The sequence below is a fragment of the Mycobacterium hippophais genome, from assembly GCF_027529605.1.
Lineage (GTDB): Bacteria > Actinomycetota > Actinomycetes > Mycobacteriales > Mycobacteriaceae > Mycobacterium > Mycobacterium arseniciresistens.
Genome location: NZ_JAPZPY010000014.1, coordinates 1 through 23,122 on the forward strand (window position 1 = coordinate 1; position 23,122 = coordinate 23,122).

Annotated in this window: 25 protein-coding genes and 1 pseudogene; 10 read left to right on the forward strand and 16 right to left on the reverse strand. The window is 69.4% G+C overall.

The genetic code is table 11. From position 1 onward, the window contains the following. Positions 1–206 precede the first annotated feature (206 nt). The 7 genes from O6P37_RS23825 to O6P37_RS23855 form a co-directional block, all read right to left on the reverse strand. Positions 207–998, reverse strand: a complete 792-nt coding sequence (locus O6P37_RS23825; RefSeq protein ID WP_408633243.1) for a D-alanyl-D-alanine carboxypeptidase family protein — start codon at positions 996–998, stop codon at positions 207–209. 150 nt (positions 999–1,148) lie between these two features. Then, positions 1,149–2,042 (reverse strand): D-alanyl-D-alanine carboxypeptidase family protein, encoded by an 894-nt coding sequence (locus O6P37_RS23830; RefSeq protein ID WP_269896403.1) that lies wholly within the window; start codon positions 2,040–2,042, stop codon positions 1,149–1,151. 11 nt (positions 2,043–2,053) lie between these two features. Beyond that, entirely contained in the window at positions 2,054–2,467 is a 414-nt protein-coding gene (locus O6P37_RS23835) for a 4Fe-4S dicluster domain-containing protein (RefSeq protein ID WP_269896404.1), read from the reverse strand. Next, positions 2,464–4,071, reverse strand: coding sequence for an FAD-binding protein (locus O6P37_RS23840; RefSeq protein ID WP_269896405.1), 1,608 nt, complete (start codon positions 4,069–4,071; stop codon positions 2,464–2,466). The genes O6P37_RS23835 and O6P37_RS23840 overlap by 4 nt, the downstream gene beginning before the upstream one ends. Further along, positions 4,046–4,792 (reverse strand): ABC transporter ATP-binding protein, encoded by a 747-nt coding sequence (locus O6P37_RS23845; RefSeq protein ID WP_269896406.1) that lies wholly within the window; start codon positions 4,790–4,792, stop codon positions 4,046–4,048. The genes O6P37_RS23840 and O6P37_RS23845 overlap by 26 nt, the downstream gene beginning before the upstream one ends. Then, positions 4,789–5,676, reverse strand: a complete 888-nt coding sequence (locus O6P37_RS23850; RefSeq protein ID WP_332909812.1) for an ABC transporter permease — start codon at positions 5,674–5,676, stop codon at positions 4,789–4,791. Before O6P37_RS23850 ends, O6P37_RS23845 begins: the two co-directional genes overlap by 4 nt. After that, on the reverse strand, positions 5,655–6,575 hold the full coding sequence (locus tag O6P37_RS23855) for an ABC transporter substrate-binding protein (RefSeq protein ID WP_408633244.1): 921 nt from the start codon (positions 6,573–6,575) through the stop codon (positions 5,655–5,657). Before O6P37_RS23855 ends, O6P37_RS23850 begins: the two co-directional genes overlap by 22 nt. Positions 6,576–6,773: 198 nt before the next feature. On the opposite strand from O6P37_RS23855, the gene O6P37_RS23860 reads away from it, so the two are divergent. The 5 genes from O6P37_RS23860 (at position 6,774) to trmD (ending at position 9,412) form a co-directional block, all read left to right on the forward strand. Further along, positions 6,774–7,193 (forward strand): nuclear transport factor 2 family protein, encoded by a 420-nt coding sequence (locus O6P37_RS23860; RefSeq protein ID WP_269896409.1) that lies wholly within the window; start codon positions 6,774–6,776, stop codon positions 7,191–7,193. A 197-nt stretch (positions 7,194–7,390) separates the two neighbouring features. Continuing rightward, positions 7,391–7,912: a 30S ribosomal protein S16 gene (gene rpsP, locus O6P37_RS23865; protein ID WP_269896410.1), complete on the forward strand. Its 522-nt coding sequence runs from the start codon at positions 7,391–7,393 to the stop codon at positions 7,910–7,912. 7 nt (positions 7,913–7,919) lie between these two features. Further along, positions 7,920–8,159 carry an RNA-binding protein gene (locus tag O6P37_RS23870; RefSeq protein ID WP_264011389.1) on the forward strand — a complete coding sequence of 80 codons (240 nt, stop codon included), beginning with the start codon at positions 7,920–7,922 and terminating at the stop codon, positions 8,157–8,159. A 43-nt stretch (positions 8,160–8,202) separates the two neighbouring features. Continuing rightward, positions 8,203–8,721: a ribosome maturation factor RimM gene (gene rimM, locus O6P37_RS23875; protein ID WP_269896411.1), complete on the forward strand. Its 519-nt coding sequence runs from the start codon at positions 8,203–8,205 to the stop codon at positions 8,719–8,721. Between the two features lie 4 nt (positions 8,722–8,725). Then, positions 8,726–9,412, forward strand: coding sequence for a tRNA (guanosine(37)-N1)-methyltransferase TrmD (gene trmD, locus O6P37_RS23880; protein WP_269896412.1), 687 nt, complete (start codon positions 8,726–8,728; stop codon positions 9,410–9,412). Here trmD and O6P37_RS23885 read toward each other — a convergent pair. Then, positions 9,409–10,341: a serine hydrolase gene (locus tag O6P37_RS23885; RefSeq protein ID WP_269896413.1), complete on the reverse strand. Its 933-nt coding sequence runs from the start codon at positions 10,339–10,341 to the stop codon at positions 9,409–9,411. The genes trmD and O6P37_RS23885 overlap by 4 nt on opposite strands. Positions 10,342–10,653: 312 nt before the next feature. On the opposite strand from O6P37_RS23885, the gene rplS reads away from it, so the two are divergent. The 4 genes from rplS (at position 10,654) to O6P37_RS23905 (ending at position 13,023) form a co-directional block, all read left to right on the forward strand. Continuing rightward, on the forward strand, positions 10,654–10,995 hold the full coding sequence (gene rplS, locus O6P37_RS23890; RefSeq protein ID WP_264010512.1) for a 50S ribosomal protein L19: 342 nt from the start codon (positions 10,654–10,656) through the stop codon (positions 10,993–10,995). Between the two features lie 99 nt (positions 10,996–11,094). Beyond that, positions 11,095–11,898: a signal peptidase I gene (gene lepB, locus O6P37_RS23895; protein WP_269896532.1), complete on the forward strand. Its 804-nt coding sequence runs from the start codon at positions 11,095–11,097 to the stop codon at positions 11,896–11,898. Between the two features lie 41 nt (positions 11,899–11,939). After that, complete coding sequence (locus O6P37_RS23900; RefSeq protein ID WP_269896414.1) at positions 11,940–12,677, forward strand: ribonuclease HII; 738 nt, start codon at positions 11,940–11,942, stop codon at positions 12,675–12,677. A gap of 40 nt (positions 12,678–12,717) precedes the next feature. Next, the gene (locus O6P37_RS23905) at positions 12,718–13,023 is read left to right on the forward strand and encodes a DUF2469 domain-containing protein (RefSeq protein WP_207358246.1); all 306 of its coding nucleotides are present in this window, start codon (positions 12,718–12,720) and stop codon (positions 13,021–13,023) included. A 6-nt stretch (positions 13,024–13,029) separates the two neighbouring features. Here the strand turns inward: O6P37_RS23905 and O6P37_RS23910 are convergent, their stop codons facing one another. From O6P37_RS23910 to O6P37_RS23945, 8 genes are all read right to left on the reverse strand, one after another. After that, on the reverse strand, positions 13,030–13,656 hold the full coding sequence (locus O6P37_RS23910; RefSeq protein ID WP_408633241.1) for a sigma-70 family RNA polymerase sigma factor: 627 nt from the start codon (positions 13,654–13,656) through the stop codon (positions 13,030–13,032). 112 nt (positions 13,657–13,768) lie between these two features. Continuing rightward, on the reverse strand, positions 13,769–14,266 hold the full coding sequence (locus O6P37_RS23915; protein ID WP_269896415.1) for an Rv2253/PknI dimerization domain-containing protein: 498 nt from the start codon (positions 14,264–14,266) through the stop codon (positions 13,769–13,771). Continuing rightward, positions 14,263–15,813, reverse strand: a complete 1,551-nt coding sequence (locus O6P37_RS23920; protein WP_269896416.1) for an MCE family protein — start codon at positions 15,811–15,813, stop codon at positions 14,263–14,265. The genes O6P37_RS23915 and O6P37_RS23920 overlap by 4 nt, the downstream gene beginning before the upstream one ends. Continuing rightward, entirely contained in the window at positions 15,813–16,955 is a 1,143-nt protein-coding gene (locus O6P37_RS23925) for an MCE family protein (RefSeq protein WP_269896534.1), read from the reverse strand. Before O6P37_RS23925 ends, O6P37_RS23920 begins: the two co-directional genes overlap by 1 nt. Before the next feature lie 38 nt (positions 16,956–16,993). Further along, on the reverse strand, positions 16,994–18,340 hold the full coding sequence (locus O6P37_RS23930; RefSeq protein WP_269896417.1) for an MCE family protein: 1,347 nt from the start codon (positions 18,338–18,340) through the stop codon (positions 16,994–16,996). Further along, on the reverse strand, positions 18,337–19,422 hold the full coding sequence (locus tag O6P37_RS23935) for an MCE family protein (RefSeq protein ID WP_269896418.1): 1,086 nt from the start codon (positions 19,420–19,422) through the stop codon (positions 18,337–18,339). Before O6P37_RS23935 ends, O6P37_RS23930 begins: the two co-directional genes overlap by 4 nt. Further along, positions 19,422–20,450, reverse strand: a complete 1,029-nt coding sequence (locus O6P37_RS23940; protein ID WP_269896419.1) for an MCE family protein — start codon at positions 20,448–20,450, stop codon at positions 19,422–19,424. The genes O6P37_RS23935 and O6P37_RS23940 overlap by 1 nt, the downstream gene beginning before the upstream one ends. Then, positions 20,447–21,634: an MCE family protein gene (locus O6P37_RS23945; RefSeq protein WP_269896420.1), complete on the reverse strand. Its 1,188-nt coding sequence runs from the start codon at positions 21,632–21,634 to the stop codon at positions 20,447–20,449. The genes O6P37_RS23940 and O6P37_RS23945 overlap by 4 nt, the downstream gene beginning before the upstream one ends. A 507-nt stretch (positions 21,635–22,141) precedes the next feature. Here O6P37_RS23945 and O6P37_RS23955 point away from each other — a divergent pair. Further along, positions 22,142–23,109: pseudogene (locus O6P37_RS23955) on the forward strand (LLM class flavin-dependent oxidoreductase). The last annotated feature ends 13 nt before the right edge of the window (positions 23,110–23,122 follow it).

Sequence of the window (23,122 nt, forward strand, 5' to 3'; positions counted from 1 at the left end):
GCGGCGGGTGAACAGTTCGGCCATGGCGGCGTGTTTGCGTGCGCAGGCGGCGGCTTCGATGCGCGCCCAGCCGGTGATCGCGTCGCAGACCACCGAATCGGCCGACTCGGGCAGCTCGTCCATCTCCGGCGGCAACACGTCGAACATGTGTTCGATACTACTCTGCCGCTCTGACACGACACCTCCAAAGCGAAGCCGCGTGAGGGTTACGCCGCTTGCGCGAAGCCCCAGTCGAACAGGCCGATCGCCTGCCCATAGAGGTCCCCGCTGCCGTACATCTGGACCACCACCAGGCGGCGGTTGCCCCGCTGTGCGGCGCCGACGTAGGTCTTGCGGGCGAGGTTCGTGAAGCCGGTCTTGCCGCCGAGGTCGCCGGGGTAGCGGCTGAGCAGTTCGTTCTGGTTGGTGATCGACTTGCCGGGGAACTGCGCCGACGGCTGCCGCATGATGTGGGCGATCAGCGGATAGCGCAGCGCCGCCCGGGTGATCAGCGCGAGATCGTGCGCGGTGGTGATCGATTCCCATCCCGGACCGTCGAGTCCCGACGGCGACGACGCCCTGGTGCTGCGCGCACCGACACTCGCGGCCTTGCGGTTCATCGCCGCAACAGCGACCCGCTGGCCGCCGAGCATGTCGGCGAGCATGTTCGCCGCATCGTTGCCCGACACCATCAGAAGCGCCTCGAGCAGCTGGCGGGTGGTGTACGGCTGGCCGGGTTTCAGTCCGACACAGGAACATTCGACCTGGGTGTGCGACTGGTTGGCGCGGGCGAAGTTGTCCGGCCGCAGATGATCGAGCACCACCGTGGCCAGCAGGATCTTGATGGTGCTGGCCGGCGCATGCGGCTCATGAGGGTTGCGGCTGGCCAGTACCCGCCCGGAGTCCAGATCGGCGAGCAGCCACGACTGTGCCGGGCCTTCGGGCAGCGACACCGCACCCGCGGGCGCCACCCCGACGGGGTCCGCAGCGGCGGCGGGGAGGGGCACCACCGCCAGTATCGGGACGGCGAGCGCCGCTACCAGCGTGCGCGCCCAGGAACGCTCGCGCGACGTGGCCACGGCCGCCGAGCGTAGTGTTGCCGCCGCATCGAAATCGTCTCGAACTCATTGCAGCTCGGCGTCGACAGGTGTGACGACGCCGGCCGCGGGTTACAGCGCGCCGACCCCGGCGTCGCGGTTGAGCGCGAAACCCCAATCCAGCAGTGCCGCGGCCTGATCCCAGTACGTCGGCCCGCCCTCTTTGACGAGTCCGTACATCATCGCGACCACGAGCCTGCGGCCGTCGCGCTGCGCGGCGCCCACGAAGGTCTTGCGCGCGATGTCGGTGAAGCCGGTCTTGCCGCCGATGGCACCGGGGTAGCGGTGCAGTAATTCGTCCTGGTTGACCAGAACGGCGTCGCCGGCCTTGGTGAAGAACACCGTCGACGGCATCGCCGTGATCTGTGCGAACACCGGGTAGGCCATCGCCGCCCGGAAAATGACCGCGAGGTCGTGCGGCGTCGACCAGAACGGCATGCCGGGGCCGTCCAGTCCGGACGGGGTGACCGCGTTGGTGCCGTGCGCGCCGAGCGAGGCCGCCTTGGCGTTCATCTTCGCGACCGCGGCGTCGGCGCCACCGAGCATCCGGGCCAGCGTGTTGGCCGCGTCGTTCCCCGAGACCAGCAGCAGCGCCTCGAGCAGATGACGGGCGGTGTAGACGTGGCCGGGCTGCACGCCGGCGCAGTTGCACTCGACCCTGGTGTCGGCCTCGTCGGCGACGATCGTCGACTCCAGTGGCACCTCGTCGAGCACCACCTGCGCCAGCAGCACCTTGATGGTGCTGGCGGGGGCGTAGCGGGTGTTCTGCTCGCGGCCGGCGAGCACGCGGCCGGTGTCCATGTCGGCCACCACCCAGGCCTGGGCGGGTCCGTCGGGGATGGGCAGCGAACCCGTCGGCTGGCTGACGCCCACCGCGGGCACGGCCGAGGCCGTCACCGTGGTCGTCGTCGCGCTCGATGCGAACAGACACAGCGCGGCCGTCACGGCCGCCAACAGCCTCCCCATGGGCGGTGAGCCTAACCCGACGGTTGCGGGTGATTCCACATCCGGTCGCAGACGGGCGCCGGGACGGGCAGCGCGGACTCCGGCAGCGGGGGCACCGCCGACAGCAGTGGGTTCCTGTCCCTGCGCGCACCCGCCTCCCGGCCCTGACCCCAGCCGACCATCCGCCGGTACCCGCCGAGCAGGCCGGACCGGGCGACCGCGTCTTCGTCGGCGTGCGGGCTGTCCGCCCCGACGGGCGTCGCCGCGGGGGACACGTAGAGGGCGTCGGTGGGGCAGTACGCCTCGCACATGAAGCAGGTCTGGCAGTCGCCCTGACGGGCGATCGTCGGCACCCCGTCCGGTCCGCGGTCGAAGACGTCGGTGGGGCAGACCTTGATGCACATGTCGCAGGCGATGCAGGCCTGCGCGCTGACGATCTCGATCACGCGCAGGCCCCCGCGGCCACCGGGTCGGCCGCGAACCGCTGTGCGACCGGATCGATGGCCGTCCACACCTCGTCGAGACCGCCGACCAGGATTCGGTGCGCGAACGCCGGCGAGGTGTCGGGGAGGTCTTCGCGGCGGTGCAGGCCGCGGCTCTCCTGCCGCACCAGTGACGCCGCGGTGATCCAGCGGGCGGTCGCCACCAGCGCGACGGCCTGCCGCGCCTTGTAACCCTCCCGGTCGGGCAGCGGCGCCAGGCCGCCGGACACGTCGCGCCACAGCGTCTCCAGCGCCGCCGCCGACTCGCGGAGCCGGTCGGCGGCCTTCAGGTAGCTGCGCAGCGGCGGCAGGATGTGCGACTGCACCGCGCGCACCACCTCGTCGGCGGTGGGTGCACCGCTGCCGCCCCGGACGGACCCGGGCGTCGCTGCGGCCGGCGCGGCCCTGCGGCGCCTGCTGAACTCGGCGGCGCCGCGCCCCGCGAACGTCCCGGAGGCGATCGCCCATGACCCGTTGCGGCTGCCTCCACCGCTGACCGCGCCGGTGACCAGTTCGCGCGTCGCGGCGTCACCGGCGGCGAACACGCCGGGAACCGTTGTCGCGCAATCGGGCCCGGTGATCCGCAGGCCGCCGGTGCCGCGCACGCTGCCCTCGTAGACCATCCGCACCGGGTAGGCCGTGGTGAACGGGTCGATGCCTGCCTTGTCCAGGGGCAGGAAGTAGTTGGGCTGCGCGTCGCGCATCGTCTGCCGGACGTGGGCGGGGGCCCGGTCGAGCCGGGCGAACACCCGGCTGCCGTGCGCCAGCGCCCACTGGGCGTCCTGCCGTCCGGTCAGGCCCGGCCGGGTGGCCAGCGGCTGCCCGTCCTCGTCATAGAAGCTGCCCCACTGCAGCATCCGGCCCTTGGTGTGCCCACCCCACTCCGGCGCCAGCGCATACGCGCTGCAGAACTCCATGCCGGACAGGTGTGCACCGTGCTCGGCGGCCATCAGCAGGCCGTCGCCGGTGTCCACGTTGGTGCCGAATGTCCCGGACAGGAAGGCGGTGCCGCCGGTGGCGATGACCACCGCGCCCGCACGGATCCGCCACGGCCGTCCGCCGTCCTGCCGCGCGATGCCCGCGGCGCCGTCGACGACGCCGTCGCGGTCGGTGGTCAGCTCGAGTGCCGGATGGTGGTCGAGGATCCGCACGCCGCTGCGGTGGGTCCGGCGCCGCATCCGGCGCATGTACTCGGGTCCCTGCAGGCTGCTGCGCAGCGGTTCGCCGTCGGGCCCCACCGGGAACGGGTAACCCCACTGCGCCAGGTGTTCGATGCGCTCCCATGAGGTGGCGAGCACCCGCGACATCCAGTCCTGATCGGTGATGCCGCCGGCCACGGCCTGATGGCGGCGGACCGCGTCGTCGCGCGGGGACCCCGGCGGCACCAACCACAGATTGTTGCCCCCGGCCGCGGTGGCCCCGCTCGTTCCGCAGTAGCCCTTGTCCACCAGCGTGACGCGGCTGCCACTCTCGGCCGCCGAGATCGCCGCCCAGGTGGCGGCGGGGCCGCCGCCGAGCACGAGCACGTCGGTGTCGTGGATGTCAGGAGACGGCGTTGTGCCGGTCATCGCCCACCTCCTCGCGCACACCCAGTTCGGCGAGCAGGTCGCTGCGCAGCTCGGCGAAGCCGGCGTCGCCGCGGGTGCGCGGGAACGGCAGACCGACAGGGCGATTCAGCGACACCCGCCCGCCGGAGAGCACCACCACCCGGTCGGCCAGCAGGATCGCCTCGTCGACGTCGTGGGTGACGTGCAGCACCGCCATCCGCCTGCGGGCCCACAGTTCGTGCAGCAGCTTGTACATCTTGATCCGGGTGAGCGCGTCGAGGGCCCCGAACGGCTCGTCGAGCAGCATCAGGTCGGGTTCCCGGACGAGCGCGCGCGCGAGCGCGACCCGCTGGGCCTCGCCGCCGGACAGCGACAGCGGCCATGCAGCGGCCTTGTCGGTGAGGCCCACCTCGGCCAGTGCCGAGCGGCTACGGTCGGTCCGGCTCGGCGCGTCCGGTCCGCGGTCGGTCAGCGCGAAGGTGACGTTCTTCAGCGCCCGGCGCCAGGGCAGCAGCCGCGGATTCTGGAACACCACGGCCCGCGACCGCGGCGCCACCACCGATCCGGTGACCTGATGGTCGAGACCGGCCAGGATCCGCAGCAGCGTGCTCTTGCCGGAACCCGAGCGGCCCAGCATCGCGACGAATTCGCCCTCGGCGATGTCGATGTCGAGGTCGTCGAGCACTCGTTGCGCGCCGAATGCGCGGCGCAGCCCCCGGACGGTCACCACCGGAGCGCTCATGCGGTGCCCTCGAAACCGGTGAAGCCGTTGCGCCAGGACAGCAGCAGCCGTTCCAGCACCCGCACCAGTGAGTAGGACGCCAGGCCCGCCACCGCGTAGATCACGATCACCAGCAGCGAGACGTCGAACTGCAGATTGGTCTGCGCGCGCGACATCAGGAAGCCGATGCCCTCGGTGGTGTTGATCATCTCGGCGAAGATCAGGCTCAGCCACGCGCTGGACAGCCCGAGGCGAAGGCCGACAAGGAAATTCGGCATCGCGCCGGGCAGGATGACCTGGGTGATCAGCGTGGACCTGCGCGCCTCGAGGGTCTGGGCCATCTCGACCAGCTGCTGGTCCACACCGCGGATTCCCGCGTAGGTGTTGATGTAGATGGCGATCGCGACGCCGAGGGTGATGAGCACGATCTTGGGGCCCTCACCGATGCCCATCCAGATGATCAACAGCGGGGTGAGCGCGAAATTGGGTACGGCCTTGAGGATCTGCATCGTCCAGTCGAGCAGGTCCTCACCGGTGCGGGTGAGGCCCGCCAGCACCGCCAGCAGCACACCGAACAGGATGCCCAGCACGGTGCCGGTGAGCACCCGCGTCGCCGACACCCCGACGTGCAGGGCGAGCTGGCCGTCGGACAGCAGGCGCCATGCGGTGGTGGCGACGTGTGCCGGATTGGGGAACAGATCCGGGTTGAGCAGACCGGTGGTCGACCCGATGGTCCACGCCGCCAGGATCAGCACTGGGCTCACCATGCGGCGCACCGGGCGCGGGATCATGGCCCATACGCCGCGCCGCCGGCGGTGCCCGGCGACGACGTCGATCAACTCGGGTGCTGGGGCGCCGGCGCGTGCAGGCGCAACTGTGGCCGTCACTGCTTCGCCCCGGCCCATTCACGCACCGAGTACTCGTTCTCCAATGACCCGTCGGCGTTGAGGAACTCGTAGGCCGCCTCGAGCTGATCCACGCCTTCGGCGGGGAACGGTTCGGTGTTGAACTCGTCCTTCTTCGTCGCCTGTTTGACGAAGTCCAGTTGCGTTCCGTCGGTCTGGGCGACCCAGGCGAGGTAGGCGTCGAAGTTCTCGGTGATGTCGACATTGACCGCGGTGACGGCCTTGCGCCAGGCGTCGGCGAATTCGGGGTGCGCCTCGGTGAAGGTGTCGAGCGCGATGTTGGTGCCGGTGCTGCCGAAGCCGTGCCGCGACAGACTGTCGATGACGGGGAAGCCCTTGTTCTCCAGTTCGATCGCGCTGGCCCCGGTGACGACGGTGGCGTCGATCCGGCCCGAGCTCAACCCGGCGATGGATTCGGGTGTCGGCACGTCGCGGACCTTAATTTTTCCGGTGAGGCCGGCGGCGGCGATCAGCTGCTTGGCCGCCCGGTCGCGGATGGTGCCCTGCGGTGCGGTGACCGACTTGCCGACCAAGCTCGCGATGTCGGTCGGTCCGCCCTTGGCGCCCACCAGCCACGCGTCACCGTTGATCGAATCAAGGCTCAGCAGGACGACTTTCGGGTCTCTGCTGCGGGCGCGCAGCGCTGGGTTGTCCCCGATGGCGGCGACGTCGACGGCGCCGGCGAACAGCGCCGAGGCGACATCGCTGCCGGACTGGAAGAACGAGTACTCGATCTTGTCGACGCCGGCGGCCTTGAGCTGCTCGGAGAGGATGCCCTCCTTGTCGCCCCACCCCAGCGACCCGGCGGGGGTCCCGGTGGGAGAGGTCGCGCCGATGCGGAGTGTGTAGCCGGTGCCGTCGCCGTCATTGGCGCAGGCGACGACCGTCGCGAGGAGCAGTGCTGATGCCGCGGCGAGGCGTGAAAGACGGTTGAACACAGGAGAACTCCGAAGGTGAGGTGACGCGCGGGAACGCGGCGTCGGCGGGGCCCGTTTCGAGGGCTTGCTGTAGTACACGTCGATCGCCGGGTCCGGTCGATCCTTTGAATCACCTTGACCGCAAGATCACCTGCCGCTGCGGTCGTGTTGAATGACGCCATGTTGTCGCAGGCGGAGATCTCGGACCGGCTCGAGATCCAGCAGTTGCTGATCACCTACTCCGAGGCGATCGACCGGCGACGGTTCGACGAGCTGGACGAGGTGTTCGTGCCCGACGCCTACATCGACTACCGGGCCACCGGTGGCATCGACGGCCGCTACCCGGATATCAAGACCTGGCTGGCCGATGTGCTGCCGAAGTTCTTCAGCGGCTACGCCCACATGCTGGGGCTGCCGGCCATCCACCTCGACGGGGACACCGCCACCGCCCGCACGTTCTGCTTCAACCCGATGGTGTTCGTCGGCGAACGGCCGACCACCATGCTGATCGGCCTCTGGTACGAGGACGAGTTCGTCCGCGCCGACGCCGGCTGGCGGATGAGCAGGCGTGTCGAGGTGAAGTGCTTCGACAAGCAGTGACGCCGCGATTTCCGCTTGACCTGTCCGTTCTGGCACAATAGGCGGCTGTCTACCGGGCGACCCGCCCTGTGCGATCGGCCTCCGGCTTCTCGCGGGGTGCTTGTCCGGTGGTCACACACGCAAGGCAAAACCGGACCGGGCATCCCGCCCGCGTCGCTTGAATTGCAAGCGTGGCAGACACAGGAGAAGCGCCACACATGGCTGTCAAGATCAAACTTGCTCGTTTCGGCAAGATCCGCAACCCCCAGTACCGCATCGCCGTCGCCGACGCGCGCAACCGACGCGACGGCCGGTCCATTGAGGTCATCGGCCGGTACCACCCGAAGGAAGAGCCGAGCCTCATCGAGATCGATTCCGAGCGCGCGCAGTACTGGCTGGGCGTCGGCGCCCAGCCCACCGAACCCGTGCTGGCGCTGCTGAAGATCACCGGCGACTGGCAGAAGTTCAAGGGTCTGCCCGGCGCGGAGGGCACGCTGAAGGTCAAGGAGCCCAAGCCCAGCAAGCTCGACCTGTTCAACGCTGCGCTGGCCGAGGCCGACGGCGGCTCCGGCGCCGAGGCCACCCAGCCGAAGAAGAAGAAGGCGCCCGCCAAGAAGGCCGCCTCCGACATCGAGGCGACCGCCGATCCGTCCGGTTCGGCCGACAAGTCCGAGCCCGCGGCCGAGGGCGCTGACGCCACCGTCGCCGGCGCCACCGGCGCTGACGTCACCGAAAGCTGAGGCGGCCGTGACTGTCGTCGTCGACGCCGTCGAGCATCTGGTGCGCGGAATCGTGGACAACCCCGATGACGTGCAGGTCGACCTGGTGACCAACCGGCGTGGCCGCACCGTCGAGGTGCACGTCCATCCCGACGATCTCGGCAAGGTGATCGGGCGAGGCGGGCGTACCGCGACGGCGCTGCGCACCCTGGTCGCCGGGATCGGTGGCCGGGGCATCCGCGTCGACGTGGTGGACACCGACCAGTAGTCCCCCTGCCCCTGGGCAGGGCCGAAACGACGCGGGGAACACGATGGACCTGGTAGTCGGTCGTGTCGCCAAGGCGCACGGCGTAACGGGCGAATTCGTCGTCGACGTCCGCACCGACGATCCGGAAGGCCGATTCGTCGCCGGCGCCCTGCTGCGTGGCCGCTCGAGGGCCGGCCCCGAACGCGAGTTCGTGGTCGAGTCGGTGCGTCCCCACGGCGGGCGGCTGCTGGTCCGGGTGCAGGGCGTGGCGGACCGTACCGCCGCCGATGCGCTGCGCGGCACGGTGTTCCTCGTCGATTCCGCGGACCTGCCACCGATCGAGGAGCCCGACGAGTACTACGACCACCAGCTCGAGGGTCTCACCGTGCGCACCGTCGGGGGGCTCGAGGTGGGCACGGTGACCGAGGTGCTGCACACCGCGGGCGGCGAGCTGCTCGCGGTGCGCCGGTCAGGCGGCGCGGAGGTACTGGTGCCGTTCGTGGCCGCCATCGTCACCTCGGTGTCGCTGGCCGACGGCTCCGTTGAGATCGACCCGCCCGAGGGCCTGCTGGAGATGAACTGACGGCATGCGGATAGACGTCATCACGATCTTCCCGCGTTTCCTCGATCCGCTGCGGGAGTCGTTGCCCGGCAGGGCGATCGAGGCCGGCCACATCCAGTTCGGCGTACACGACCTGCGGCGGTGGACCCACGACGTGCACCGGTCGGTGGACGATTCGCCCTACGGCGGCGGCCCGGGCATGGTGATGAAGGCGCCGGTGTGGGGCGATGCGCTCGACGAGATCTGCACCCCCGACACGCTTCTGGTCGTCCCGACGCCGGCAGGCCGGCTCTTCGATCAGGCCACAGCGCGGCGGTGGACGGCCGAACGGCACCTGGTGTTCGCCTGCGGCCGGTACGAGGGCATCGACCAGCGGGTGCCCGACGACGCCGCGAGGCGCATGCGGGTCGAGGAGGTGTCGATCGGCGACTACGTGCTCACCGGCGGCGAGTCCGCGGCCGTCGTGATGGTCGAGGCGGTGGTGCGGTTGCTGCCCAACGTGCTCGGCAACCCGGCGTCGCACCAGGACGACTCGCACTCCGACGGGCTGCTGGAGGGCCCCAGCTACACGCGGCCGCCGACGTGGCGCGACCTGACGGTGCCGGAGGTGCTGCTGTCGGGCGATCACGCGAAGATCGCCGCGTGGCGGCGGGAGCAGGCGGTGCAGCGCACCAGGGACCGCAGGCCCGATCTGCTGGGCGGCGACTCCTAGGAGATCCTGCCGCCGGGGAACATCGTTCGGACGAACTGCGTGATCGTCTCGCGGGCCTCCGCGGCGCCGGCGGGCTGGTCGGAGCCCACCACCATCACGTACCGCCGGTCCTTACCGACGATGCCGGTGGACAGGTGCATCCAGTCCGACCCGACGCAGCACATCCAGCCCTGCTTGTAGCCGACCCGCTCGCCCGGCAACCCGTCGGGGATACCGAAGCGCTGGGGATAGGTCCCGCCCGGCTGGGTTCCGTCGAGTCCGGTGGGCGCCGCCGAGAACAGGTCGCCGACGATCATGTCGGCCTTGTCGGGAGGCAGCCCGCCTGCGCCGGAGAGCAGCATGTCGTAGAAGCGCACCAGGTCGGCGGCCGTGCTGATGGTGTTGTACCAGAGGCCGTTGCTCGGTGGGCGGGTGCCGCGCAGGCCGTAGCGGGCGGCCACCTTCGTGACGATCGAGCTTCCGCCGTAGCGATTCCAGAACACCTCGGCGGCGCTGTCGTCGGAGGAGCGCAGCATGGCGTCGAACAGCGTGCGGTCCTCCGGAGAGAGCGGTGCGTCGCTGCGCAGCATCTCGTCGGCGATGAAGAGCTTCACCACCGATGCGATGGCGATGCCGCGCGTGTTGCCGTTGGACACCGTCAGGCCGGTGTTGCGGTCGAGCACCAGGGCGGTGATGTCGGCCCCGGCGTCGGCGGCCTCGGCGGTGGCCAGCTGCGCCCGGTCGGCCAGCCCGTCGAAGCTGGCGGCAGGCTGGTCGGGCGGCGCGATGGGCAGCGGGGCCAAGCTGCCTTGCGGCGCCACCACCGTCAGGTGCGGGGCTTCGGCCGGAGGCGGCGGCGTGCCGTACACCCGCGCCTCGCAACCGGAGATCGCGAGCGCCGCGGCCAGCAGGGCTGCGCCGGCCGTCACGACCCTGCACGGCCGTCGCATATCTCTCCTCGGCATACTTTCGGGAGTCATCGCAACCGGCGGTCGCACCGTTGCCCTGGCCGGTGATTCCAGCCTAACGGCTCGGTGGGGGGCACGCCCGCCCGTCCGCCCCGGCCGGTCGCCCGCCGGTGGAACACGGCGATTTCGCTGCAACGGTGCCCGTCTGGCACAATTGAGCAGTTGTCCGCAGCGGCCGGTTACGTCCGTGTGCTGCGTGATACACCTCGAAACGCCCGGAACACCCCGGCACGGTGGCGCGCCGCACTGCGACAGCCTGCCCCGACGCCGCGAACAAACAAGGAAGTGTCACCGATGAACACGCTGGACTTCGTCGACCAGACGTCGCTGCGCGACGACATCCCGGCTTTCGGCCCCGGCGACACCATCAATGTCCACGTGAAGGTCATCGAGGGGTCCAAGGAGCGCATCCAGGTCTTCAAGGGTGTGGTCATCCGCCGGCAGGGTGGTGGCATCCGCGAGACCTTCACGGTCCGCAAGGAGAGCTACGGCGTCGGCGTCGAGCGCACCTTCCCGGTGCACTCGCCCAACGTCGACCACGTCGACGTGGTGACCCGCGGTGACGTTCGCCGGGCCAAGCTGTACTACCTGCGCGAACTGCGTGGCAAGAAGGCGAAGATCAAGGAAAAGCGCTGACTTGCCGCGCTGTGACCGTTGCGACGGTCGGCACGCCACGCTGGCTAGTCTGACCTGGTGACCCGATCCAGCGACCCCGCCGACACACCAGCCGACGGGATGGCCGAGGACACCGTCGACGAAGCGGGACCGGACCGAGAGCCGGATCGCGAGCAGGACAAGCCGGACCGGAAGCGCGGCGCGCTGCGCGAGGGCGCGATCCTCGTCTCCATCGCGCTGGTTCTGTACTACGTGATGCTCACGTTCGTCGCGCGGCCCTACCTGATCCCGTCGGAGTCCATGGAGCCGACGCTGCACGGGTGTCCAGGCTGTGTGGGTGACCGCATCATGGTCGACAAGCTGACCTACCGGTTCACCCAGCCCGAACCTGGTGACGTCGTCGTGTTCAAGGGCCCGCCGAACTGGAACATCGGCTACAAGTCGATCCGGTCGGACAACACCGCGATCCGCTTGGTGCAGAATGCGCTTTCGTTCGTCGGCTTCGTGCCGCCCGACGAGAACGATCTGGTCAAACGTGTGATCGCGACCGGTGGGCAGACGGTGGAGTGCCGTGCCGCGACCGGGCTGACAGTCAACGGCAAGCGGCTCGACGAGCCGTACCTCGACGCGCAGACCATGATGGCCGATCCCGCCATCTACCCGTGCCTGGGCAATGAGTTCGGCCCGGTCACCGTGCCGGACGGCAGGGTGTGGGTGATGGGCGACAACCGCACCCACTCCGCCGATTCCCGGGCGCACTGCAGCAATCAGCCGGCCGACGCGCAGCGTGGGCTGCTGTGCACGGGCGACCCGACGGCGGGCACCGTGCCGGTGGACAATGTGATCGGTAAGGCGAGGTTCATCGCGTGGCCGCCGTCGCGGTGGGGCGGCGTCGGCTCGGTGAACCCCCAGACGGATTCCTAGCGGCGGCGATCGAGCCGCGGCGCGAGATGCGGAGGCTGAGCGTGCCGGCGACCTGGCCGCCCCGGGCGGTGATGCGGAAGTCCGCCGGACTGCGCACCCTCGAATCGGCGCTGTACCGCGGTGGGCTCGGACCCGTCGCGGGCGTGGACGAGGTGGGCCGCGGTGCCTGCGCCGGTCCGCTGGTCGTCGCCGCGTGTGTGCTCGGCCCGAACCGGCTGGAGAGCCTGGCCGCCCTCGACGACTCCAAGAAGCTGGGCGAGAAGGAGCGCGAGCGGCTGTTCCCGCTGATCCGCCGCTACGCCCTGGCCTATCACGTGGTGTTCATCTCCTCGACCGAGGTCGACCGCCGCGGCGTGCACGTCGCGAACATCGAGGGGATGCGCCGTGCGGTGGCCGGCCTGCCGGTGCGGCCGGGGTACGTGCTGTCCGACGGGTTCCGGGTGCCGGGGTTGCCCATGCCGTCCCTGCCGGTCATCGGCGGTGACGCGGCGGCGGCGTGCATCGCGGCGGCGAGCGTGCTGGCGAAGGTGAGCCGGGACCGGTTGATGGTCGCCATGGAGGACGAGCATCCCGGCTACGGGTTCGCACTGCACAAGGGCTACTGCACGCCGACGCACACCGCGGCGCTGGCCGAGCTGGGGCCGTGTCCCGAGCACCGGTACTCGTTTGTGAACGTACGACGCGCGGGTAGCCGCACCGAGGTGGTGGTGCGCGAAGCCCCCGGCGGAGTATTGGACGCGCTGGATCAGGAGCCGGAGCAGCGGGGCGACGTCGGGTGAGGAAAGATGACATGAACCGAGCAGAAGGACAGCGCAGCCCATGAGTGCCGAGGATCTCGAGAAGTACGAAACCGAGATGGAGCTCTCGCTGTACCGCGAATACAAGGACATCGTCGGTCAGTTCAGCTATGTCGTGGAGACCGAACGGCGGTTCTACCTGGCCAACAGCGTCGAGATGGTGCCGCGCAACGCCAACGGCGAGGTGTACTTCGAGCTGCGGCTCTCCGACGCCTGGGTGTGGGACATGTACCGGCCCGCGCGGTTCGTCAAACAGGTGCGGGTGATCACCTTCAAGGACGTCAACATCGAAGAGGTCGAGAAGCCGGAGCTCCGGCTGCCGGAGTGATGCGGTTCAGGACGCGACGGCGACCGGCGCCAGGTAGCCGCGTTCCGCGGCGACGTCGGTGAGCAGCCGGCGCAGCTGCCGCCTGCCGCGGTGCACCCTCGACATCACGGTGCCCAGCGGCACGGCCATGATGTCGGCGATCTCCTGGTATTTGAATCCCTCGACGTCGGCGTAGTACACCGCGAGCCGCTGGCCCTCCGGCAGTGCGTCCAGCGCGGCCCGGACGTTGTCGTCGGTCATCGCCGCAAGGGCCTCCAGTTCGGCCGACGGCCGCATCGCCGCCGTGGCGTAGAACTGGGCGTCGGTCAGCTCGTCGGTGAGGAACTCGTCGGGCCGGCGCTGGGATGTCCGGTAGGCGCCGATCCAGGCGTTGCTCATGATGCGGAACAGCCAGGCCCGCAGGTTGCTGCCCTCGCGGAAGGTGGCGAAGCCGACGTAGGCCTTCATCATCGTCTCCTGCACGAGGTCCTCGGCGTCGACCCGGCTGCGGGTGTGGCGCAGTGCGCCCCGGTACAGCTGGTCGACGTAGGGCAGTGCGTCCCGCTCGAATCGCGCGGCCAGCTCCGCGTCGATCGCGGTCGGACCGCACGAGCGCAGAATTCGTTCTCCAGCAATCATTTCCGTAGCCACCATGTCCGTCATCCCTTTCGAGTCGGTACGGGAATGACGCTATGGCCACCGGGGTGCGGCCGGAATGCTGCTGGCCTCACAGCCTTGTGGGGGTTAGCACTACCTCGCGGAGCGGTCAGTCCGTCCTGGTGAGCGTGAACGGCATGCGGATGTTCAGCCATCTGTTGACCCCGCACGCGCCGCTGGGCCCGGTCGTCTCGTCGAATCCGGTGAGCCGGTCGTGGCGGTCGGGTGCGTCGAGGCGGGCCGCCCAGAAGGTGAACGACTGCTCGCCGGGTGCGGTGGACCCGTCGGGGCATCGTTGCCAGTCCGGGATGACGCGCACGGCCCGCCAGCGCTGGCTCTGGTACACCAGGTCGGCGCTCCAGCCCTGGTCGCTGGTGACGGTGCCGGTGCAGTCCTGGTAGGTGGTGCACGACGAGGTGAGGGTCCAGGTCGCCGTGACATCGGCCTGGTAAGCCATGATCTCGTTCGTCTTGGCCCACAGGCCGTCGGAGAACGCGGTGAAGGTGCCGTTGAGGGCGACCTCGTCGCCGGTGGCGGCTGCCGGCGCCGCCGTGACCCCGGCCGATGCGACGAGCGCGGCGACGAGGAGCGCCGGCGGGCGGGTCATCCGGCATCCGAGTAGACGAGGTTCTGCCAGGTCTTCGGGGTTCCGGGGGCCGCCACATCGGCCTGAGCGGATATTTCGCCGGTCGGGGATGCGTACTGACCGGTGGTCGGGTCGTAGCGTGCGACGGCGACAGTCGCGCTGCGGGAACCGGAATCGGTGGAGTATCCGCTCGGCGCGGCGACCGGACCGGGCGGCGGCCCCGGCGGTGGCGGATCCGCGGGCGCCGAGGGTGCGGGCCCGAAGGGCGGTGTTCCACCGAGGGGTCCGAAGATCCGCTCGTCGACGTCGACCCGCCCGTCCGGCGGGACGCCCTGCGCGATCAGATTCGGGTCGAGCGGATACGGACCCAGCGCGTGCTGCCGGGTGGCCAGCGGCTGAAAAGGCCTGTCGCTCTTGCACTCGTCGACAGTCGGCGCATACTTGCCGGGTTTGTCCATGCACGGGAAGTTGCGGGCGCCGCGCACTGCGACCGGGGAGTCCTGCGGCAGCTTGCAATAGAGACCGTCGGGTGTGTCGATGGTGGTCGTGTCCGCCGGGGACCGCCACTGCGACGGCGGCAGGAACCCGACGGTGCAGGACGGCGGGTCGCTCACCGAGATGCGGAAGTCTCCGATCGGGATGCCGGTGGCGTTGTTGCTGCCGACTGCCGACTGGTACATCGCCGACGCGGGCGGCAGCAGCACGAGTAGCTGCTCGAGGCCCGGCCGGTAGGTCACCGCGACCTGACCCAGTGACGTCATGTTGGCCAGCAGCACCGGCAATGTCGGCCGCACCTGTTCGAGCAGCCGCGAGACCTCCTGCGCTGCAGCGGGTCCGGTCTGCAGCAGGGTGCGGACCTGCGGGTCGTTCGTCACCAGTTGGCCACTCACCCCGGCCAGCCGCTTCGACCAGGTGCGCAGTGAATCGGCACTGACGGCCTGACCGTCGAGCACCGGGCGGGCGTCCTCGACGAGTGCTGCAGTCCGGTCGGCAACCGCGTCGGTGTCACCCGCGATGCGCGACGCCGAATCCATCAGGGACTGCAGGTCGTACGCGGCGCCGTCGAACGCCGCGAAGGACTCGTCCAGCAGTTCGGTCAGTCTGTCCTTCGGGATGCTGGTGATCAGGGCGCTCAGCCGGTCGAGCATCGGTGCCACCTCCTGCGGTATGACAACCGCCGCGGCCGGTATCACCGAGCCGTCGCGAAGGTAGGGGCCGCTGCGGGTACGCGGCTGCAGGTCCACGTACTGCTCGCCGACCGCGGAGACGCTGCGCACCTCGGCCTGCAGATCGGCGGGCACCGGTGGCGACGTCGCCAGCGACAGCGTGGCCACGGCACCACCGCGGTTCACGTCGACGCCCGTCACCCTGCCGATCTGCACACCGCGGTAGGTGACGTTCGCGAATCGGTAGAGGCCGCCGGCGTTGGGAAGTTCGAGTGTCACGTCGATCCGCCCGACACCGAGCATCGTCGGGACCTGCACGTATTTCACGACCATCACTGTGACGCCCACGATCGAGGCGAGGGTGAACACGGCCAGTTGGATCCTGATCAGACGGGTCAGCATCAGCCACCACCCCCCGGCGGCGGCCCCGGCGGGGCGGGCAGGGCGGTGGGTAGCCGCTCTGGTCCCAGCACCCCCACCGGCGGTGCGACGGCCTCACCCAACGGATTCTTGGAGTAGAACGAGGCGTAGCCCGGGTCCCCCGGGGCGGGCACCAGCGGGGCGTTCTCGTCGCCGAAGGACGTGCCTGCCAACAGACCCCGCTTGAAACGCCCGAGTGTCAGGTCGACGGTGACGAACAGGTTCATGTAATCGCCGCGAATACCGCGGTCGATGATGTTCTGGTTCAGCGGGAATGTCGTGGCGAAGCCGAGCGCCTGACTGATCTCCGGTCCGACGTCGACCAGTGCTCGCAGCGTCGGTGCGAGATGCCGCAGGTTCTCCAGGAGGTCCGCCTTGACGGCGTCGGTGACCGCGGTTGCGGTGTCGCTGAACGTGCGCAGGCTGTTCAGTGCCTCGATCAAACGGGGGCGCTCGCGCAGCAGCACGTCGAGCGCTGCGGGGACCTCATCGAGTGCCCGCCTGATGACGTCGCGCTGACCGGCCATGGCCGCGGCGAATCTGTTCAGTTCGGTGACCGTCGCGATGATGTTGTCGCGCTGGTCGTTCAGGGTGCCGACGAAGGTGTCGAGCCGGCCGAGCAGGTCGCGGATGTCGCTCTGGCGACCGGCGAACACAGCGTTGAGGGAGTGGATGATGTCGCCCATCTGACCGAGCCCACCTGCGTTGACCACCGCCGAGAGCGCGGCGAGTGTCTGCTCGGTCGAGGGATAGGTCGACGAGCGGTTCAGCGGGATCGTCGCGCCGGCGTCGAGCACACCGCTGGGCGGCTGCCCGATCGGGGTCGTCAGCTCCAGGTGCATGGAACCCAGCAGGCTGGTCTGGCCGACCGTCGCCGCGGCATTGGCGGGAATGTCGACGCCGGGGCGCACCGAGATCTCCACGTCGGCATGTCGGCCTGCGACGCGGATGTGCCGGACGTTGCCGATGACGACGTCGTTGATCATGACGGGCGAATTCGGTTCGAGTGTACCGACATTCGCCAGCTCTACGGTGTATGACGCACCGCCGCCGACTGTCCCCGGCAACGGCAGCGAGTTGGCGCCCTGGAAACTGCACCCCGTCACGCAGACCATCGCGGTCATGGTGACGGCGATGACACGCCGGCCGATCGTTCTCAGCGTCACGGCGAGGGCCTCTCGGCGGGCAGGAGCATGGCGGGCAGGTCGGCAGGCGGCGCAGGCGGCGCTGGTGGGCCCGGCGGAGGTCCTGCAGGCGGTTGTCCAACGGGTGGGGCGCCGCCACCCGCGGGTTGGTAGGCCGAGTCATCGGGCGCGATCGGCATGGGGTCGGACGTGGTGCCGGGCCCACCAGGCATCAACTTCGGGTCGGTGTAGATCAGCTTGCCGGGGGAGGGGACCGAGGTGAGAAGCGGGTTGATCGGAAACGGCAGCAAGTTGAAATTCAGCCGGTCCAACCCTGGGCCGAGGAACTGCGAACAGAGCTTGCTGGTCTCGCCCGAGGTGGCGTTCTCGAGCGCGCCGATCATGCCGCAGAAGAACAGCGTGGGGTTGGCCATGTTGTTGAAGATGAACACGCCGCTGGCGCCTCCGGTGCGCGGATCCATCATGTTGTAGGCGTTGGCGATCGCCGAGGGCGCGATGTGCAGGACCTGTTCCAGGTCGGGCTGGTGGTCGACGAGGTTCTGGGTCACGTTCACCAGGCGCTGTAGCTGTTCGGACGTTCGGTCACGGCTGCCCGCCACGAAGCGCTGCACCGCGCCCACGGCCTCGGACAGGTTCGTCAGCGCCGCGTCGAGGTCGTCGCGACTTCCGTCGAGAACGCTCGACAGGGTGGCGAGCCGGTCCTGGAACGAGACGATCTGCTCATTGCTGTCGCGCAGCACCGCGACGAACGTCTGGAGATTCTCGATCATCGCGGTGATGTCGCCGCTTCCGTCGGCGAGGACCCTGCTGATGCCGGCCAGTTGGGACACCGTTTGGCGCAGCTTCGCTCCGTTGCCCTCCATCGCACCGGCGGCGCTGTCGATGAACCGGCCAACCGAACTCGTCGACACCGGCCCGGTCGGCCCGAGGTCGGTGGCCAGTCGGTTCAGCTGCTCCTTGACCTCGTCCCATTCGACGGGGACAGCGGTCCGGTCCAGCGGGATCACTCCGCCGTCGGGCATGGTGGGGCCTTCGCCACCGGACGGAGTGAGCCCGACGAACCGGGCCGACACGAGGTTCTGCGCGACGATGACTGCTTTGGCAGCGGCGGCCACGCGGACCCCGTGATCGACCTCCATGGCCACGACGGTCTGGGTTCCGTCGGGCTGGATCCCGGTGATGGTGCCCACCTTCACGCCGGCGATCCGGACCTCGTCACCGGGGTAGATGGAGTTTGCGCTGGTGAAGATCGCGGTGATGGCGGTCGGGCGGAACATCTGCCGGTGGACGAGGAAGGCGCCGGCGGCGACGATCAGCACGACGAGTGTCACCGCGGCGGCCCGGACCAGGGCGGGTCGGGTCATCGCGGCGGCCTCTCGGGAATGCCGTTGCGCGGGAACGGTATCTCCGCCCTTGGCCCGACGTTGTCCGGCGGCTGCCCGGCGTTGACGCCGCGCCGGAAGCCGAACGCGTAGTCGAAGAACGGCTGCAGGACGAACGGCAGGTCGAGGTTCGGGATGTAGGCGGAGTAGAACGGTCCGCTTGCCACCGTCTCGCCGAGGGTGATCTGGAACTTGGCCAGTCGCGGCAGCGCGGTGGCGATGTTGTCGCGCTGGCGCTCGAGCATTGCGAGTACTTCGTTCAGCTGGTCGAGGGTGGGGGCGAGTTCCTGCTCGTTGTCCCGCACCAGCCCGGAGACCTGTTCGGCGAGGGCCGATGTGTAGGCCAGCAGTTCCACGATGACCTGTCGCCGCTCCGACAACGTGCCCACCAGCGCGTCGGCGTTGAGGATCAGGGTGGAGATCTGATCGCTGCGCCCGGCGAGGATCTCGGTGACGTCGCGGCCGCTGGCGAACAGCGCGCCGAGGGAGTCGTCGCGTTCGTTGAGTGCCTTCGAGATCCGCGTCAAACCGTCGAATGTCGGTCCGAGCTGCGGGGCGATCTGGTCGATCGTGGTCGACAGGGTGTCCAGCGCCATGTTGACATCGCCGGTGTTCGTAGCGGCGGTGTTCGTGGTGAGCTCACCGACGGCGTCGGTCAGCGTGTACGGAGAAAAGGTGCGCGACAACGGGATCACGTCGGACTGCCCCAGCGTGCCCTCGCCGGACGACTCCAGCGCGAGTACGCGCTCGCCCAGCAGCGTGCCGGTGCGGATGTGGGCGGTGGTTTCCGACCCCAGGGCGATCTTCGCGTCCGTGGCGAAGGTGATCAGCGCGTTGGGGTCCTGCAGCGAGATGCCGGTGACGCCGCCGATGGTCATTCCGGAGATCGTCACCTTGTTACCCACCGCCAGTCCGCTTGCGTCGGCGAACACCGCCTGGTGGCGGACCGACGTCGCCCAGCCGATCAGCCTCTCCGGGGAGAGCCCGACGGCCACGATCAGCACCGCCAGCACCAGGCCGATGAACCCGGCCCGGATGACCTTGACGCCACGGTATTTGAGCATCAGTTCTCAGCGCACCTTCCGCCGTCCTGCGAGTAGACCGGGAAAACCGCGGTCCGGCCCTGCAGATCGGTGACACGCACGCCGAGCGAGCAGATGTAGTAGTTGACGAAGCTGCCGTAGGAGCCGATGCGCACCAGCTTCCGGTAGTTATCGGGCGCCTTGACCAACGCGGTCTCGAGACGATCCAACTCGTTGACCAGATTCGGTGCCAGGGCGCTGAGTTCGTCGACCGTGGCGGCCAGCGGCGCGCGGGTGTCGTCGAGCAGGTCGGTGAGCGAGGCGGTGCCTGCGGCCAGCGAGTCAATGGCGGTGCCGATCGGTTCGCGTTCGACGGCCAGTTCGGAGACCAGGCGCTCGAGGCGGTCCAGCGCACCGGAGAATTCGTCCCCCTGATCGCTGAGCGTCGCCAGCGTCGTGCGCAGGTTCTCGATCACCTGGTCGATCACCTGACTCTTGTCGGCCAGCGCGTTGGAGAACGACGACGTCCGGGACAGCAGCGATTCCGCGGCGTCGCCCTGCCCCTGGACGATCTGGATGAGTGAGGCGGACAGTGCGTTGACGTCGTCCGCGTTGAGGCCCCGGATCACCGGTTTCAGGCCGCCGAGCAGCAGATCGAGATCAAGTGCCGGTGCGGTCCGGTCGGCGGGGATCCGGGCTCCGGCGGGCAGGAGCGTCGTCTCGCCCACGTCGTCGACCAGTTCGAGGAAGCGGTCACCGACGAGGTTGAGATACCGCACCACCGCGCGTGTCCCGGTGGTCAACACCACCGCTCGATCGGCATCGAAGGTCACCACGATGCTCTTGTCGTCCTGCAGCGCCAACTCTCTCACGCTGCCGATCCGTACGCCGGCGTAGCGCACCGTCTCGCCGGCGCGAAGGCTGGAGACGTCGGTGAAGACCGCGGAGTACTCGTTGGTCGGGCCGGTGCGGTACTGACCGAACACGGCGAACAGGCAGGCGGTGAGTGTCACCATCACCACGGTGAACGCGCCGATCCGGACGGCGGGGACGCCGGGCCGGCGACTCATCCGGGTTGCCCGATCTGGGCGCTGTTGCGGGGCGGGCCGTCCTGCGGGCCGAACAGAATCTGTTTGAGCAGGTCGGAGTTGAGCACGATGCCGCGGTTGTTGTACTTCCACGGATTGGCCCCGGTGTCGGCGATGACGAAGGGCGGCGCCTTGCCGTACGGGACGGCGGGCAGGTCGGTGCACTGCGGGCCACCGGTCGCGGCGACCTTCGGCAGGTCCGCCGGGTACCGGTAACGCTCCTGCCCCCAGAAGAATCCGGCGAGCACCTCCACGCCGGGCACGTTGAGCGGGCCGTTGTTGGACATCACGTTCAGCGACTGGAGTCCGCAGGTGAGCGCGCCGCGGTAGTCGTCGGTCAGGGTGGTGATCGGTGTCAGCAGCCGCAGCACGTCGGCGAGTGGCTGGCGGTTCTGCTCCAGCACCGGGGTGCCGACGTCGCCCAGGCCGATGAGGCTGACGAGCAGGGTGTCCAGGTCGTCCTGCCGGTCGACGACGGTGCGACTGAGCGTGGCGGCGTTGTCCGCGACGGTCAGCAGGTCGGGCGCGGCGTCGGCGTAGGCCGCGAACACCCCGGGCGCCGTCGCCAGGTCACGGTTCAACGCGTCGAGATGCGGGTTGATCTTCGCCAGTGCGGAATTGAGGTCCTGCAGTGCGTTGCCGATCCGATCGCCGCGCCCGTTCATCGCTGCGGCGATGGCGCCGAGTGTCTCGCTGAGCTTCTCCGGCTGCACCGTCGATAGCACCGATACCAGCTGCTCGAAGAGGGTGTTCACCTCGATCATCACCCGGTCGGTGTCGAGCACCTGGCCCGGCTGGATCGACGCCTCCGACGGATGTTCGGGTGGGATCAGGCGAATCACCTTGGCGCCGAACACTGTCGTCGAGGCGATGTCGACGGTGACGTTGGCGGGGATGACACCGACCCGGCGTGGTTCGATCGACAACCGGATGGCCGCACGGCCGTCGGCCAGGTCGTCGATCGCCTCGACCCTGCCGACCTGGACACCGTGGATCTGGACCTTGGCATCGGGGTTCATCACCAAGCCGGCGCGGGGTGACAGCACCGTCAGCGGGACCGATTCGGCGAAGCCGTCGCGGAAGAAGGTCGCCGACAATGCCACCAGTCCGATGACGAGCGCGACGCTTGTGGCGCCCATCAGTGGACGCACGACTGCGGCCTTCACCCCTGCTCCTTCCCCCCGTCCCGCGATCCGATGGTGTGCCGGTCTGCCGGTCAGCCCCCCGCGAACGAGTGTCGCGGAATGGTCAGCGGCAGGTCGACGGAGCTCAGCAGGCCCGATTGCGCCGTGACGACACAGGGGATCGCATTCACTACTCGCATGGCCGTCGACACCATCGCCCTGCACCGGAGGTCATTGCCGGGAACCCGGCCCGTACTGGGTTGCGATGAATCCGATGCCGCCCGTCGACCAGACGACGACCCGTTGCTGCGCTGCTGACGGTCCCGCGTTGGCCATGGGCCCTCCACTCAAGTAAAACCTAACGTTTGCTCCGGAAGTTAGCAGTCGCCACCAGGCCGGTCAAGGGTCGGATTGATCCTTGTAACATGAACACGGCAGCGCACAGGGCGTGCTACAGAAAGGCGCGGGCGAGCCGCACATTCGGCCGCATAGAACAAAAATTAGGTTAGAGTCGCACACCGTGACAGCTGCAGCCGCGAGGTGGCGTTGATGTTCACCATGCGGTTCGACATGCGTACTACCGCGGGCGCCGCATCCCGGCCCGATCTGTATGCGGCTGCCGTGGAGATGTGCGCGTGGGCCGAGACACGCGGCGCGCTCATCGCGGTCCTGTCCGAGCATCACGCCACCGACGACGGTCACCTGGCCGCACCACACCTGCTGGCGGCCGCGATCGCCGCCCGGACCCGGCAACTCGGCATCCTGCTCGCCGCCGTGCCCATCCCGTTCTGGGATCCGGTGCGGCTGGCCGAGGAGATGGCCGCACTGGACATCATCAGCCGCGGCAGGGTGTCCTTCGCCTTCGGGATCGGACACCGCAGTGAGGAGTACGACCATTTCGGGGTGGACCAGCGCACCCGTGGGCAGTCCGCCGACGAGCGGTTGGCCCTGGTGCTGCGGTTGATTCGGGGTGACACGGTCGAGGTCGACAGCCGCTGCGTCCGGATCAGCCCGCCGTGCGCCACAGCGGGCGGTCCGGCGGTCCTGGTCGCCGGCGGCAGTCCGGCGGCGGCGCGGCGTGCGGGCAGGCACGGCCTGGGCTTCATCTCCCAGACCGCCGATCCGCACCTGCGGGAACTGTACGAATCGGAATGCCTTGCGCACGAACTCCCCCCGGGCATGGTGCAGTTCCCGGTCGCCGGCGCGCCCACCGCGGTGTTCGTCGCCGACGACGTCGACCGGGCATGGGCTGAGCTCGGGCCCTTCCTGCTGCACGATGCGCGGACGGCGGCGGCCTACCGGCACGGTGAAGACACGGTGGCCAGCATCTCGCGGGCCGACAGTGTGGCGACACTGCGGGAGTCCGACGGGCCCTACCGCATCCTGACGCTTGCCGAGGCCTCCGATGCCGTCCGCGCGGGCCGGCCCCTGCCCCTGCTGCCGTTGTGCGCCGGCGTGCCCCCCGACGTCCCTGGCCCTACCTCGAACGCGCGGTCATGGCGGCAGGCCACGCGTGACCGACCCCTGCGA